Source organism: Clostridium gallinarum, assembly GCF_014836325.1.
Lineage (GTDB): Bacteria > Bacillota > Clostridia > Clostridiales > Clostridiaceae > Clostridium > Clostridium gallinarum.
This window is the reverse complement of sequence record NZ_JACSQZ010000002.1, coordinates 60,840-75,981: the sequence shown is the minus strand read 5'-3', so window position 1 is coordinate 75,981 and position 15,142 is coordinate 60,840. Positions and strand designations below refer to the sequence as shown.

Genomic DNA, 15,142 nt, shown 5'->3' with positions numbered 1-15,142 from the left:
TAAAGTAGGTGAATTTATGATATTAAAATCCACTATAAAAAAGATTGAGAATATGCCAGTTCCTATATTGCCTACTATGGTAGGAGCAGCAACATTATCTAATGTTTATCAAACTTTAGGATATAATTGGATAAGGCATATAACAATGTGGTCAGCTACAGCTATAGTAATAGCATATATAATCAAAATTACTTTATATTTTGATACTTGTAAAAGCGAATACAGTAATACTGTTCCTTCAAGTTTATATGCTGGATTTACAATGATATTAATGATACTAGGATCTTATTATTTTACATACAATAATTTTATTGGAAAATCATTATGGTATATAGGATTAGTATTACATGCAATTCATATAATAGTTTTTACTTATAGAAATGTAATAACTGGAATCGATAGAGAAACATTTGTTCCAAGTTGGTTTGTAACCTATAATGGAATAATGGTTTCAGCAGTGGTTGGAAAGCCTATGAATGTACCTTTTATATGTAAAATAGTTGTTTATTATGGGATAATTATATTTATAATTATTTTACCTTTTATGATTAGAAGATTGAGAAAAGAGCCATTAAAAGAAGCATTATTTCATACTCAAGCTATATTGTTAGCTCCTTCTAGTCTTTGTTTAGTTACTTATTTAAATTTTATTGATAATCCTAATAAATATATAATTTATATATTATATATAATAATAATTTCAACATTAGCATTTATTATATATATGTTACCTAAGTTTTTTTCTTATACTTTTACACCTGGATTTGCAGGATTAACTTTTCCTATGGCAATAGGGATAGTTGCTTCAATAAAAGTATCATCTTATTTTCAAAGTATAGGATATAAATACTTATCATATATTACAAAAGAAGTTAGTGGAATACAAATATATATAACAACTACAATAATAGCCTTTGTTTTATATAAATTTGTATATTTATTATTTAAAAGTTATAAAGATGTTCATTAAAGAATGAGAATAAGATGCTATTTTTTATAGCATCTTATTTTTTATGTGTGCTAAGGATGGATAAAACTTGGCGGAAAAAGTCAATTTAGTTACTAGTAGAAAATTAAAATGGTATCCATCATTAGATGGATCTTAAATGATACTTTAATTTTTTTATATAATTATATAACTTTTTTAATATTAAATAAAAAATGTGATTAATATCACAGAATTAATATTTTAAAGTAGTATAATTAAGAAGAAATATTTTTTTGAAATTATTATATAAATTTAAGTGAAAAAATTAACAATAAACAAAAGATAAAGTTAATTTTAAAATTATTTAATTAATTCGGGAGGAAAAAATGAATAAAAATTTGCTGAAAAAAACAGAGAATATTCCGGTGCCATTATTACCTACTATGGTTGGAGCGGCTACATTATCTAATATTTATTCCAGTTTAGGATATAGTTGGATAAGACATATAACAATGTGGATAGCAACTGGTGTTTTATTAGTTTACTTAGTTAAAATTTTCTCATTTACAGATACTTGTAAAAAAGAGTATTCTAATACAGTACCATCGAGTTTATATGCTGGTTTTACAATGATAACTATGATACTTGGATCCTATTATTTTGAATATAATAATTTTGTAGGTAAAAGTTTATGGGGAATTGGATTAGGATTACATGCAATTCATATATTAATATTTACATATAGAAATGTTATTAAAGGAATTAATAAAGATACTTTTGTACCAAGCTGGTTTGTAACCTATAATGGAATAATGGTTTCTGTTGTAGTGGGAGCTTCTATGAAAGAACCTTTTATAAATAAAATAGTATTGTATTATGGAATTTTAGTTTTAATTCTTATTATGCCATTTATGATAATTAGATTAATAAAACTACCTTTAAAAGATGCTTTATATCATACTCAAGCTATATTGCTTGCACCATCTAGTCTTTGTGTAGTTTGTTATTTAAATATTGTAGAAAATCCAAATAAATTTGTAATATATCCTCTATATTTAGTTGTATTTATTACTCTTTTATTTGTAGTGTACAAGCTTCCAGGATTCTTTTCATTTAAATTTACTCCAGCTTTTGCGGGATTAACATTCCCAATGGCTATAGGAATTTTAGCATCGATGAAAATGGCTACTTTCGTAAGTAATTCTGGCTATGAGGGTTTTGGTAATGTAATAAAGCAAATATCAGGAATACAACTTTATATAACTACAGCCATAATATCATTTGTTATGTTTAACTTTTTCAAATTATTTTTAAATGCAGTAAAAAATAAATAATAAATTAAAAAAACTTGTATCTCTAAGGATGCAAGTTTTTTAATTTATTTTAAAAAAGGTATTCACAAAAGGTAAAAAGTGGAGTATTATATTATTAAGAAATAAACATATCGGAATAGTAGGAATAAAAGGAGAGGTTAATATGAAAATAGCAAATAGCTTAATACAATTAATAGGAAATACGCCATTATTAGAATTATCAAATTATAATGCAGAAAAAAATACTTTAGGAAAAATAATTGCAAAACTGGAATACTTTAATCCAGGTGGAAGTGTAAAGGATAGAATAGGATTTGGAATGATAGAGGCTGCAGAAAAAAATGGATTATTAAATAAAGATTCAGTAATTATTGAACCGACTAGTGGGAATACTGGAATTGCATTAGCCTATATATCAGCTGCAAAGGGATATAAATTAATTTTAACTATGCCAGAAACTATGAGTATAGAAAGAAGAAATCTTTTAAAGGCTTTAGGAGCAGAATTAGTATTAACTCCAGGAGCAGATGGGATGAAGGGAGCTATTTCAAAAGCTAATGAATTAAGGGATTCCATAGAAAATTCAATTATACTTCAACAATTTGAAAATCCAGCAAATCCTGAAATTCATAGAGTAACAACAGCAGAAGAAATATGGAATGATACAGATGGACAAGTTGATATAGTAGTATCTGGAGTTGGGACAGGTGGAACTTTAACAGGGATAGGAGAAGTTTTAAAATCGAGAAAATCTGATGTTAAGATTATAGCTGTTGAACCTACTAACTCTCCAGTTATATCTGGAGGAAAACCAGGACCACATAAACTTCAAGGTATTGGAGCAGGATTTATACCAAAAAATTTAAATGTTGCACTTATTGATGAAGTAATAAAAGTTGATAATGAGGATGCTTTTAAAGCATCAAAGGATTTAGCACGAACTGAAGGATTACTAGTTGGAATATCATCAGGAGCAGCAATTGTAGCAGCAACAGAACTCGCAAATAGAGAAGAAAATAAAGGGAAAAATATAGTTGTAATTTTACCTGATACAGGAGAAAGATATTTATCAACTGATTTGTATAAATAATTTGTAAAAGTCATTGCTATTTCTAGTAATGACTTTTATTATTAATATATAATAAAGAGAAAAAGGTGATTAAGTGAAAATTTCAACTAAAGGAAGATATGGATTAAGAGCTTTAATTGACTTAGCTATTAATATGGATTCTGAAAATGTTAGTATTAAGGCTATTTCAGAAAGACAAAATATTTCTGAAAGATATTTAGAGCAAATATTTTCATTGCTTAGAAAAGCTGGAATAATAGTAGGTAGAAAAGGAGCCCAAGGTGGATATTCTTTAGGGAAAAATATAAGTGAATTAACTATATTAGAAATATTAAAGGTTCTAGAAGGTGACAGTATATTTATAGATATAAATGATAAGGAAGAAAATGAACTGGAAGATTTTGTGAATAAAAATTTATGGAAGGACATAAACAAAATTATAAATGATTATTTTATAAATATAACTTTAGAAGATTTAGTAGATGATTATAAAAAGTCTAAAGATACTATTATATATTATATTTAGAAATATGTTTTCCATAAGAATATTTATACTACAATTTTAATATTTTAGTTATATATCAAATTGTTAGGAGTAACTAAAATGTTTATAATCATTAAAATAAAAAAGAAAATAGTTGTAATTCTATTAATAATTTTTTTTATAAGTATTCTTTTAGTGGGGGTTAAAGATAATATAAGATATATTTTTAAAATAAGTTATAGAAGTTATTATAATGCGGAATTTTCATTTATAGATATAGAGTATTTAAAAAATAATTTAGAGTTAATAGATTTAGATTACAATTGGAATGAAGATTTAATATTTAATAATGAACCTAATAAAATAATTTATCATCATTGTGCAAGAAGTTATTGGAGTCCAGAAGGTATAAATGATTATCATAAGGAAAGAGGTTGGAAAGGTATAGGATATAATTTTTATGTTAGAAAGGATGGTAAAATATACTTAGGAAGACCTGAAAATGCAGAAGGAGCTCATACAAAAGGAGAAAATAGTAATTCAATAGGTATTTGTTTAGAAGGTAATTTTGAAGAGGAATCTTTATCTAAAGAACAATGGGAAAGTCTAATAAATTTATCTACTTATATAACTTTAAAATATGATATTTATAAAATAGTTGGTCATAGAGATGTTTATGATACATTATGTCCGGGAGAAAATTTTCCTATGAATGAAATAAAAAATGAAGTAATAAAAAATATAAAAAATTATAAAAATACTAAGTTTTAAAAGTGAAAATTAGGACTATTTTATAGCCCTAATTTTCACTTTTTTTATATTCTTCTAAAGCTTTAGATAATTGATCTGGACAAGATGTATCTTTTGTTCCACAAGTTATACCTTTTAATTTTAAAATAGCATCATCAACCTTCATTCCAACAACTAAAGCTGATATTCCTATTAAGTTTCCAGGACAACCTCTAACAAAATCTACTTTTTTTATTGTTTCATTATCAATCTCTAAATGTATTTCGCTTGTACAAACTCCCTTAGTTTTATAAACAAACATAAATAATACCTCCAAAATTTACTGCAAGAATATTATATATGCATATTTATAAAAAATAAAGACTATATGTAGAAATTTGAAGCAAAAGATAAAAGTTTGTTCCAAAACCAGAGAAATGTACATATATTATAAATGTATCTATAATAATAAGCTTAAGTAAAGGTGGTGTAGTATGGACTCTTTAATTTTATGTAATACAGGTAGTGATTCTATAACTAAAATACCTTTAGTTACATCTCTTGATAGTGATATAGTTTCTGAAGAAATATTCTTAACAAAGGGAGAAAATCCACTTAGGCCTAACGGAATATACATTAATAATAATATAGCATATATAGCTAATAATTATGATAATTCCATATCTATATTAAATATGAAAACTTTAAAAGAAGAAAATATAATATATGTAGGGGCTCATCCAAATGACTTAACAGGGTATGACAAATACTTATATATTGCTTGTTCAGAATCAAATGATGTTGTTATATATGATTTAGAAGAAAAGAAGATAATAGTAGAAATAAAAACTAATAATTGGCCTTATAATATTGAAATTAGTAGAGAACTTAAACTTTTGTTTATAACAAATTTTCAAAGTCATAATATATCTGTAATAGATATTAAAATTAATAAAGTTATAGGAGAGTTAACTACACTTGAGTATCCTACTAAAGTAAGAGTATCAAATGATGGTAAATCTCTATATGTCTGTGAAAGTTATATGGGAGATGAAAGAAATGGATACATTGAAGTGTTTGATTTATTTTCTTTAGAATCTATAAAAAAAGTGGAAGTAGGAAAGGTTCCTATCGATATATTTGAAGATGAAGATATACTTTATGTTTGTAATTTTATGGATAATAGTATTGATTTATTAAATAAATTCAATTTGAAGAAGATAAGAGAAATAAATTTGACTGGGATGCCTAGATCATTACTTAAGCATAATAATATTGTATATATATGTGACTATTTAAATGGAAGGTTACTGTGTTTAGATTTAATAAATAATAGCATGAAAGCCATAACAGTAGGAAGAGAACCTAATGCTATGACTTTATATTAATTATCATCACTAAATAAAGAGTTCATAATTTTATTATATATATCTGAAGGATTATCCTTCCACCTATTAGAAAGAGAAGTAGCTTGCTTTTTAGTAGGTACTGAAACTTTTAAAGATATTAGTAAATTATCATTTTCTAAAGCTTGTAAATCTACAATGAAAGAGTTATCTTTTCCTATTGTATAATCACTATGAATAGTTAATTCTTTTTTTATAGATTCTAACATTGAATGAAGATAATCATCGATTATCTTCTTTTTTATTGTAGAAATTCTATCAGAAAATAAAGAAAGTGTATTAGTTCCTTTTTCAGTTATATGAACTAAATTTTTATCATTTACTTTCTCATATCTTAAAAAGTCAGATGAAATTAATTCACTTATATATTGCTGTAAGGTAAAGTAGTTTATAAAATTATTTTCTAAAATAATTTCAGTAAGTTGTGTATTTGTAATAGGATGTTTTAAAGAATCCATTACATATAAAACTAATAATTTATTTTCTGCTAATTCAGCTGAGTTTTCGTACATATTAAACCTCCGTTTTAGAAAGTATAAATTTATTATAACATAATATTTAAATTTTAATAACTAGTATTATTGTCATTATTATAAAAAGTAAAGAATATAAATTAATTATAATAATTTTAGGAGGCTTAAATGAAGAGAAGATATAGAGTTATATTAAGTTTATTATTATTGTTATTTACTTTAATGATATCTATAGTTTTTACAGAAAAAACCAAATATAGCTTTACGGAAGTCTATAATGATAAACCAATTTACAGAGTTAAAACTGATGAAAAGAAATTGGCTTTAACATTTGATATTAATTGGGCAGAAAAAGAGGAAATTTATAACATATTAGAAGTGCTAGATAAATATAATGTAAAGGCAACCTTTTTTATAATGGGAGGTTGGGTAAATTATAGTGAAGAGAATAAAGATAAACTAATAAAAATAAAGGAGGGGGGACACGAAATAGGAAATCATAGTTATATACATCCTATGTTTAGCAGTATATCTGAAAGTAGAATGAAAGAAGAAATAGAAAAAACCAATAAAATTATTGAAGATACTGTAGGAGAAAAAGTTAAATTATTTAGATTTCCTAGCGGGGATTATAATGAAAAAGCTTGCAAGTTTATAGCTAGTGAAGGATTAATGAGTATTCAATGGGATGTTGACTCTGTAGATTGGAAAGAATTAGGAGCAGAAAAGGAGTATAATAGAGTTATGGAAAAGTTATCTCCAGGATCAATACTTCTATTCCATAACAATGCAAAATATACTCCAGGAAATTTAGATAGAATAATTAAAGAACTTCAAGAAGAAGGGTATAGTTTTGTTAAAGTTGGTGAAATGATTTACTATAATGACTATATAATTGATGAAAAAGGTGAGCAAATAAAAAATTAATTAAAAAATATTGAAAAATGATGATATAATGTATTATAATGGAAATATATCCAATGGGGTTAAAAAGCAAAGGAATAAAAAATATTACTAAGGGAGAGAGGGGTTAGTATTGGACAACTTGATGTTAAACAACAAAATTTATTTAGAGGGTAAGGTATTATCAGAATTAGAATTTAGTCATGAAATGTATGGGGAAGGGTTTTATACATTTTCAATGGAGGTTATGAGACTTAGCGATTCCGTAGATATTTTAAATATAACGGTTTCTGAAAGACTTATAGCTAATATGGATTTATCTATAGGTAAAGATATTATAGTAGATGGTCAATTAAGATCATATAATAAGTTTGTAGATGGATCAAACAAGCTTATATTAACTGTTTTTGCTAGAAACATAGAACCTTGTATAGAAAGAAGTAAAAATCCAAATGAGATTTTCTTAGATGGATATATTTGCAAGGAACCTGTTTATAGAACAACGCCGTTTGGAAGAGAAATTGCTGATGTGTTATTAGCTGTAAATAGAGCTTATAATAAATCAGATTATATTCCTACAATAGCTTGGGGAAGAAATTCAAGATTTTGTCAAAGCTTAGAAGTAGGAGATAATATTAGAGTTTGGGGAAGATTACAAAGTAGAGAATATCAAAAGAAAGTAAATGATACAGAGGTAATAAAGAAAATTGCTTATGAAGTATCTGTTTCTAAAATGGAAAAAGTTCAAAATGATGAATCTGAACCAATAATTGAAATTGATGAACAAGAAGTAATGTAGAAAATAAATTAGGGTGAAAAGTTATACTTTTCACCCTTTATTAATTTACTTTCTTAAATCATCTAAAAGTTTAGTCTTATCTTTAGTTTTTTCATCAACGGATTTAATTATTTTAGCAGGGCTTCCAGCAACAACAACATCAGAAGGAACATCTTTAGTTACAACAGAACCTGCAGCTATTACACTTCTGTTTCCGATTTTTACACCTTCTAAAATAACAGCATTTGCACCAACTAATACATCATCACCAATTTCACAAGGTGTTTTACTAGGGGGTTCTAGAACTCCAGCAACTACAGCACCAGCACCTATATGAGATCTTTTCCCGATTTTTGCTCTAGCACCTATCACAGCATTCATATCTATCATTGTATCTTCTCCAATTTCTGAACCTATGTTTATTACTGCTCCCATCATAATAATAGCATTTTTATCTATTTTAACTTTATCTCTTATTATAGCACCTGGTTCAATTCTAGCATTTATATTTAATAAATTTAACATAGGAATAGCAGAGTTTTTTCTGTCATTTTCAATTCTGTAGTTATTAATAAGAGAAATATTCTTATTAATAAATTCTTTTATCAAATGGTATTCTCCAAATATAATATAAAAATCGTTGTTTCCATAGAATTCCAAATCTTTAATATCGGTAGAGCTCAAATCACCATTTATGTATGCTTTTACTGGTGTAGTTTTTTTTGTGTTTTTTATGAATTTTGCTATTTCATAAGGATCGGTTAAGTCGTTATAATCCATTAAAAATCCTCCTATAATAAATAAGTTGAAAAAATTATATCAATATATTGGAAGTATATCAATAGTAAGGAGGTTTATTGCAAGAAAGAATGTTATTATTTACAAATAAGTTGTACTTAATGTAAAATTTATTAAAAGGAGATGATAAGTTTGAAATTAGAAAAAGGATTAGTTCAAATATATACAGGTGAAGGAAAAGGAAAAACGACTGCTGCTATAGGGCAAGGTATAAGAGCTTATGGTAATGGGCTTAAAGTATATATGCTACAATTTTTAAAAGGAGGAAAAACAGGCGAGTTAAAAACAATAGATGAATTAGGAGATAATTTTAAAATTTTTAGATTTGAAAAACCAAAAGATTTTACTTGGAATTTAACAGATGAAGAAAAGGAAGAATTAAGATTAGAAATTAGAGAAGGATATAATTTCATATTAGATGTAATTAAAGAAAATAAGTGTGATGTATTAATTATAGATGAGGTAATGGCTGTATTATCAAATAAATTTTTATCTGTAGAAGAGGTAACATATATTATTGATAATAAGCCAGAAACTATGGAACTTATATTAACAGGAAGAAATGTTCCAAAAGAGATATTAGAAAAAAGCAATTTGGTTACGGAAATGAAATGTATTAAACATTATTTTAGTGAAGGAGTTCCTGCAAGAGAAGGAATAGAATACTAAAATAATATCATTGAGGGGGCTAATTTGTGAATAAAAATTTAAATGATATAGAAATGTCAGGAATAAGAAGGTTTTTTAATAAGGTTAAAGATGTAACTGGAGCAATTTCATTAACATTGGGGCAACCAGATTTTAAAACACCAGTAGAAATTAAATATGGAATTATAAAAGCTGTTGAAGAAGATAAAACTATTTATACAGATAATTTTGGTGTTATAGATTTAAGAAAAGAAATATCTAAGTATTTGAATGTTAAAGGAGTTAATTACTCTTATGAGGATATATGTGTAACAGTTGGAGGAAGTGAAGCTTTATTTTCTTCATTAGCTGCTTTGATTAATAAAGGAGATAAAGTATTAATTCCGACTCCAGCATATCCAGCATATGAAAATATAGTTAAGATATTAGGAGGAAAAGTCATAAATTATTATTTAAAGGATGACTTTTCTCTTGATATATTAAATTTAGAAAAAATAATAAAAAAAGAAAAGATAAAATATATGATTTTATCATATCCATCGAATCCAACAGGCGCTATACTAAGTAAAGAAGAATTTCAATTACTTATAAATTTAATAAAAGAAAATGATTTATATGTAATTAGTGATGAAATTTACGAATCTTTTTGCTATGAAGATTATTATAGTGTTTCTATGGATGAAAATATTATAAATAATATAATTTATATTGGCGGCTTTTCAAAAATGTTCTCTATGACCGGAATTAGAGTTGGGTTTATAGCTGCTAAAGGAGATGTTTTTAATGAAATAGCTAAGGTTCATCAATACAATGTATCTTGTACAAATTCTATAGGGCAATATGGAGTTATAGAAGGATTAAAATATGGACTTCATTATGTAGATAAGATGAAAAATGAATTTAGAAAAAGAAAAATATATGTAGAACAAGGATTAAATGAATTAGATATAGATTTTACATCGCCTAAAGGAGCATTTTATATATTTCCATCTATAAAAAAGTATAAAATGACTTCAGAAGAGTTTTGTGAAAGGTTATTATATGAAGAAAAAGTTGCTTGTGTACCAGGCAGTGCTTTTGGAAAAGGTGGAGAAGGCTATATTAGGATTTCTTATTGCTATTCTATAGAAGAGCTTAGAGAGGCTTTCGATAGAATTGGAAAGTTTGTAAATAGAATAAGTGAAAATCAAAAAAGCTTATCAAATGATTAATTTATTTGATAAGCTTTTTATAATTTTTAAATTTATGTTTAAACTTAGAAATATTATAGGAATGTGACTTAAACTATAAAATAGAAGCTAGATATGATAGCAATAAATATATTAGAAGAGTGTATTAACATAGATATTGTACACATTAAACGTACAAATATAAAGAAATGTCCGTATATTTCTATTTTTATATAAATTCAATAATATAAAAAATTGATAGATTAATAAAAATTAGAAAAATGAAGGATTAATAAATATACTTGCAGAACTATAGGAAAAATGCACCTGTAAGCGTTTTCTAGAGGAGAGGTATATCTTTTAGTAATTATGAAAAAAAAGAGGATATTATTAATACATTATCAAAATACCCCTTGTATATTTAAAATGTTAATTGACAAATTTGAATAATATAATATAATTATTAATATCTACATTTTGGAATAATCGTAGAATAATGAATGGGGGTTGAAAACAAATGGTAAAGTATATAGGAAAGAGACTTTTAACTAGTATAATTACAGTTTGGGCAGTAATTACTATAGTTTTCTTTCTAGTAAGAATGATGCCGGGCGGTCCATTTGATGGAGAAAAAATTACGCCTGAAATGAAAGCTCAATTAAATGAAAAGTATGGATTGGACAAGCCGGTTGGAGAACAATACACACTTTATATGAAAAACCTTTTAAAAGGTGACTTTGGTAAGTCTATGAAATATAAAGGAAGAGAAGTTTTAACAACTATAAAGAAAAGCTTTCCTAACTCAGCTAAAGTAGGAACTGTATCTATAATATTTTCTGTAGTTGTTGGAGTTGCACTTGGTATAATAGCTGCATTGAAGGCTGATAAGTGGCCAGATAGATTGTGTATGATATTAGCAACCTTAGGTATAACAATACCAAGTTTTGTAATGGGGACTTTCCTTATATATATATTTACAGTACAGATGAAAGGTTTTTTACCTGCTACAGGATTAAGTAAACCTAAAAATTATATAATGCCTGTTATAGCATTATCAGGAAGCTCAATGGCATTTATAACAAGATTAACAAGAAGTAAATTAATTGATGTACTTAAATCAGATTACATAAGAACAGCAAAAGCTAAGGGGTTAAGTGGAAAATCAATAATTTTTAAACATGCATTAAGAAATTCATTGATACCAGTTGTAACTTATTTAGGACCTTTAGTTGCTGGAGTACTAACAGGATCTTTTGTAGTAGAAAAAATATTTGCAATACCTGGACTTGGAAATGAATTTACTTTATCAATAACTAACAGAGATTATACTTCATTATTAGGGGTAACAGCATTTTATTGTACGCTAATAGTAATATGCAATCTTTTAGTTGATATTGTATATGTATTAATAGATCCAAGAATTAAATTAGAAGGTTAATAGGGGGAGTAAAAATGGAAAATTTAAAAGTTGACTTAGATATTGATAAAGAATTATTTACTCCTTTAAGTGAAGAGGAAAAAAAGTTTGAAGAGATAGTTAGACCAAGTGTTGGATATTGGGCAGATGCTTGGAGAAGATTAAAAAGCAATAAAGTAGCATTATTTTCTTTAATAATGATTATATTAGTTGTGCTTTTAGCATTTATTGGACCAGTATTAATGGAAAAGATGCTTGGTTATACATATTATGATACAAATTTACAAGCAACAGATTTAAGACCAAGTGCAAAACATTGGTTTGGAACAGATAATTTAGGTAGAGATTTATTCGTAAGAGTTATGTATGGTGCTAGATATTCACTTATTATTGCAGTTTCTGCAGCAGCAATTAACTTAGTAATAGGTGTATTATATGGTGGAGTTGCTGGATTCTTTGGTGGTAAAGTAGATAATATAATGATGAGAATAGTTGATGTTTTATATTCTATTCCGACTCAAATATATGTAATTATATTAATGGCTGCTTTTAAGAAAGAAGGGTCTACTGGTTTAACTACTATTATTTTAGCAATGGCAATTTCTTATTGGGTTGGTATGGCTAGAATAGTTAGAGGAGAAATTCTTGAATTAAAGCAAAGAGAATTTGTTCTTGCAGCTAAAGCTCTTGGAGCTTCAAAGACAAGAATATTATTTATACACTTAATTCCAAACTGTATGGGATCTATATTAGTAACTTTAACTTTATTTGTACCGCAAGCAATATTTACAGAAGCTTTCTTAAGCTTTATAGGATTAGGTATAAATGCTCCATTAGCATCACTTGGAACTTTAGCAAATGATGCAAGTGGATTATTAAGTACTGCTGCTTATCAATTATTATTCCCAGCAGGAGCAATTTGTATAATTATATTAGCATTTAACTTATTTGGTGATGGATTAACAGAAGCTTTAGATCCTAAAAATAAGAAGTAGGAGGATGACAAATGAGTAAATTATTAGAAGTGAAAAATTTAAAAACCTCCTTTAGAACTCATATAGGTGATGTAAAATCGGTAAGGGGAGTATCCTTACATTTAGATAAAGGAGAAGCTTTAGGAATAGTTGGAGAATCGGGTTGTGGAAAATCTGTAACTATGATGTCTTTAATGAGATTATTAGCTGATAATGCATCTATTGAAGCAGATGCTATACTTTTTGATGGAAAAGATATAACAAATCCAACAGAAAGAGAAATGCAAGAAATAAGAGGAAATGATATGGCTATGATCTTCCAAGATCCTATGACATCATTAAATCCATTATTTACTGTTGGAGATCAATTAACAGAGCATTTAATAAAGCATAAAAAAGTTTCTAAAAAGGAAGCTAGAGAAATGGCAATAAAAATGCTTGATATGGTTGGAATACCAAGTCCTGAAAAAAGACTTTCTCAATATCCACATGAATTTTCAGGTGGTATGAGACAAAGAGTTATGATTGCTATGAGTTTAATTTGTGAACCTAAGCTTATTATAGCAGATGAACCAACTACAGCTTTAGATGTTACAATTCAAGCTCAAATATTAGACTTGATGAAGGATTTAAAAGAAAAGGTAAATACATCTATTATATTAATAACACATGATTTAGGTGTAGTTGCAGATCTTTGTACAAGAATAAATGTTATGTATGGTGGATTAATAGTTGAAGAAGGAACAGATGAAGATATATTCTACAATGCTAGACATCCATATACATGGGGACTTTTAAATAGTGTTCCAAATCCTAAAAGTGAACTAAAAGAAAAGTTAGTTCCAATTGAAGGACAACCACCTGATTTATTAAAACCACCAGTTGGATGCCCTTTTGCAGCAAGATGTAAATATGCAATGAAGGTTTGTTTAGAGAAACAGCCACCTTTATTTGAAATTTCAGAAGGTCATAAAGCGGCATGCTGGTTATGCCATGAAAATGCGCCAAAAGTAGAATCACCAATTAGGAGGGAAGACTAATGGATAAGAAAAATGATGTAATATTAGAAGTTAAGAATCTTTGTAAATACTTCCCTGTAAATAAAGGTCTTTTTGCTAAGCCAAGCTTTGTTAAAGCTGTAGATGATGTTTCTTTTACAATAAAAAGAGGGGAAACATTAGGACTAGTAGGAGAATCAGGTTGTGGTAAAACTACAACCGGAAGAACTATATTAAAATTATATGAACCAACTTCTGGTCAAATTATATTTAATGGGGAAGACATAACTAACTTTAGTGAAAAGAAAATGGTTTCTTTAAGAAAGAATATGCAAATGATATTCCAAGATCCATATGCTTCTTTAAATCCTAGAATGACTGTTGGCGATATCATAGGAGAAGCAATAGATATTCATGGATTATATAAGGGAGAAGAAAGAACTAAGAGAATTAGATATCTTTTAGATAGAGTAGGACTTAATGGAAGTCATATAAATAGATATGCTCATGAATTCTCAGGTGGACAAAGACAAAGAATAGGGATTGCAAGAGCTCTTGCAGTTCAACCAGACTTTATAGTATGTGATGAACCTATTTCAGCTCTTGATGTATCTATTCAAGCTCAAGTTATTAATATGCTTGAAGAGTTACAAGAAGAATTTGGATTAACATATCTTTTTATAGCACATGATTTATCAATGGTTAAACATATATCAACTCATATTGGAGTTATGTACTTAGGTAAAATGGTAGAGAAAGGTCCAGCTGATGATGTTTATTTAAAACCAAAGCATCCATATACTCAAGCTTTACTTTCAGCAGTTCCTATTCCAGATCCAAGAGAAGCTAAATCTAATAAGAGAATAGTTTTAGAAGGAGATATTCCTTCTCCAATAGATCCGCCACCGGGATGTAGATTTAAAGGAAGATGTAAGTATGCTATGCCTATATGTGGGGAAAAAGATCCTGAACTTAAGGAAGTTGAACCAGAACATTTTGTAGCATGTCACTTATTTAACAAGTAGATACAAATTGCATAATAGCAATTAGTATAA

17 protein-coding genes are annotated in these 15,142 nt (G+C 27.1%); 14 read left to right on the top strand and 3 right to left on the bottom strand.

Going from position 1 to position 15,142, the window contains the following annotated elements:
• The first annotated feature begins 16 nt into the window (after positions 1 to 16).
• The 5 genes from H9660_RS00925 (at position 17) to H9660_RS00905 (ending at position 4,565) form a co-directional block, all read left to right on the top strand.
• Positions 17 to 970, top strand: a complete 954-nt coding sequence (locus H9660_RS00925) for a TDT family transporter (RefSeq protein ID WP_191747588.1) — start codon at positions 17 to 19, stop codon at positions 968 to 970.
• Between the two features lie 344 nt (positions 971 to 1,314).
• The gene (locus tag H9660_RS00920) at positions 1,315 to 2,262 is read left to right on the top strand and encodes a TDT family transporter (protein WP_191747586.1); all 948 of its coding nucleotides are present in this window, start codon (positions 1,315 to 1,317) and stop codon (positions 2,260 to 2,262) included.
• Positions 2,263 to 2,404: 142 nt separating this feature from the next.
• Positions 2,405 to 3,331, top strand: a complete 927-nt coding sequence (gene cysK, locus H9660_RS00915) for a cysteine synthase A (protein ID WP_191747584.1) — start codon at positions 2,405 to 2,407, stop codon at positions 3,329 to 3,331.
• 73 nt (positions 3,332 to 3,404) lie between these two features.
• Positions 3,405 to 3,836, top strand: a complete 432-nt coding sequence (locus tag H9660_RS00910) for an Rrf2 family transcriptional regulator (protein WP_191747582.1) — start codon at positions 3,405 to 3,407, stop codon at positions 3,834 to 3,836.
• A gap of 78 nt (positions 3,837 to 3,914) precedes the next feature.
• Positions 3,915 to 4,565 carry a peptidoglycan recognition protein family protein gene (locus H9660_RS00905; protein WP_191747580.1) on the top strand — a complete coding sequence of 217 codons (651 nt, stop codon included), beginning with the start codon at positions 3,915 to 3,917 and terminating at the stop codon, positions 4,563 to 4,565.
• A 28-nt stretch (positions 4,566 to 4,593) separates the two neighbouring features.
• Here H9660_RS00905 and H9660_RS00900 read toward each other — a convergent pair whose 3' ends face one another.
• A complete protein-coding gene (locus H9660_RS00900; protein ID WP_191747579.1) occupies positions 4,594 to 4,845 on the bottom strand; it encodes a TIGR03905 family TSCPD domain-containing protein in 252 nt (83 codons plus the stop codon).
• 172 nt (positions 4,846 to 5,017) lie between these two features.
• Between H9660_RS00900 and H9660_RS00895 the strand changes: the two genes are divergently transcribed.
• The gene (locus H9660_RS00895; RefSeq protein ID WP_191747577.1) at positions 5,018 to 5,911 is read left to right on the top strand and encodes a YncE family protein; all 894 of its coding nucleotides are present in this window, start codon (positions 5,018 to 5,020) and stop codon (positions 5,909 to 5,911) included.
• Here the strand turns inward: H9660_RS00895 and H9660_RS00890 are convergent.
• Positions 5,908 to 6,441: a DUF4364 family protein gene (locus H9660_RS00890; protein ID WP_191747575.1), complete on the bottom strand. Its 534-nt coding sequence runs from the start codon at positions 6,439 to 6,441 to the stop codon at positions 5,908 to 5,910. The genes H9660_RS00895 and H9660_RS00890 overlap by 4 nt on opposite strands.
• 129 nt (positions 6,442 to 6,570) lie before the next feature.
• On the opposite strand from H9660_RS00890, the gene H9660_RS00885 reads away from it, so the two are divergent.
• Together H9660_RS00885 and H9660_RS00880 are read left to right on the top strand one after the other, a co-directional pair.
• Positions 6,571 to 7,329: a polysaccharide deacetylase family protein gene (locus H9660_RS00885; RefSeq protein WP_191747573.1), complete on the top strand. Its 759-nt coding sequence runs from the start codon at positions 6,571 to 6,573 to the stop codon at positions 7,327 to 7,329.
• Positions 7,330 to 7,438: 109 nt separating this feature from the next.
• Positions 7,439 to 8,104, top strand: coding sequence for a single-stranded DNA-binding protein (locus H9660_RS00880; RefSeq protein WP_191747571.1), 666 nt, complete (start codon positions 7,439 to 7,441; stop codon positions 8,102 to 8,104).
• 45 nt (positions 8,105 to 8,149) lie between these two features.
• On the opposite strand, the gene dapD is transcribed toward H9660_RS00880, so the two are convergent.
• Positions 8,150 to 8,863, bottom strand: a complete 714-nt coding sequence (dapD, locus tag H9660_RS00875; RefSeq protein ID WP_191747569.1) for a 2,3,4,5-tetrahydropyridine-2,6-dicarboxylate N-acetyltransferase — start codon at positions 8,861 to 8,863, stop codon at positions 8,150 to 8,152.
• Between the two features lie 150 nt (positions 8,864 to 9,013).
• Here dapD and H9660_RS00870 point away from each other — a divergent pair, with 150 nt between their 5' ends.
• The 6 genes from H9660_RS00870 (at position 9,014) to H9660_RS00845 (ending at position 15,112) form a co-directional block, all read left to right on the top strand.
• Positions 9,014 to 9,550 carry a cob(I)yrinic acid a,c-diamide adenosyltransferase gene (locus H9660_RS00870; RefSeq protein WP_243190568.1) on the top strand — a complete coding sequence of 179 codons (537 nt, stop codon included), beginning with the start codon at positions 9,014 to 9,016 and terminating at the stop codon, positions 9,548 to 9,550.
• Positions 9,551 to 9,576: 26 nt separating this feature from the next.
• Positions 9,577 to 10,740, top strand: coding sequence for a pyridoxal phosphate-dependent aminotransferase (locus H9660_RS00865; protein WP_423738996.1), 1,164 nt, complete (start codon positions 9,577 to 9,579; stop codon positions 10,738 to 10,740).
• A gap of 475 nt (positions 10,741 to 11,215) precedes the next feature.
• Complete coding sequence (locus H9660_RS00860; protein WP_191747566.1) at positions 11,216 to 12,136, top strand: ABC transporter permease; 921 nt, start codon at positions 11,216 to 11,218, stop codon at positions 12,134 to 12,136.
• A gap of 14 nt (positions 12,137 to 12,150) precedes the next feature.
• On the top strand, positions 12,151 to 13,110 hold the full coding sequence (locus tag H9660_RS00855) for an ABC transporter permease (RefSeq protein ID WP_207729382.1): 960 nt from the start codon (positions 12,151 to 12,153) through the stop codon (positions 13,108 to 13,110).
• A gap of 11 nt (positions 13,111 to 13,121) precedes the next feature.
• Positions 13,122 to 14,129: an ABC transporter ATP-binding protein gene (locus H9660_RS00850; RefSeq protein ID WP_191747564.1), complete on the top strand. Its 1,008-nt coding sequence runs from the start codon at positions 13,122 to 13,124 to the stop codon at positions 14,127 to 14,129.
• On the top strand, positions 14,129 to 15,112 hold the full coding sequence (locus H9660_RS00845) for an ABC transporter ATP-binding protein (RefSeq protein WP_191747562.1): 984 nt from the start codon (positions 14,129 to 14,131) through the stop codon (positions 15,110 to 15,112). Before H9660_RS00850 ends, H9660_RS00845 begins: the two co-directional genes overlap by 1 nt.
• The last annotated feature ends 30 nt before the right edge of the window (positions 15,113 to 15,142 follow it).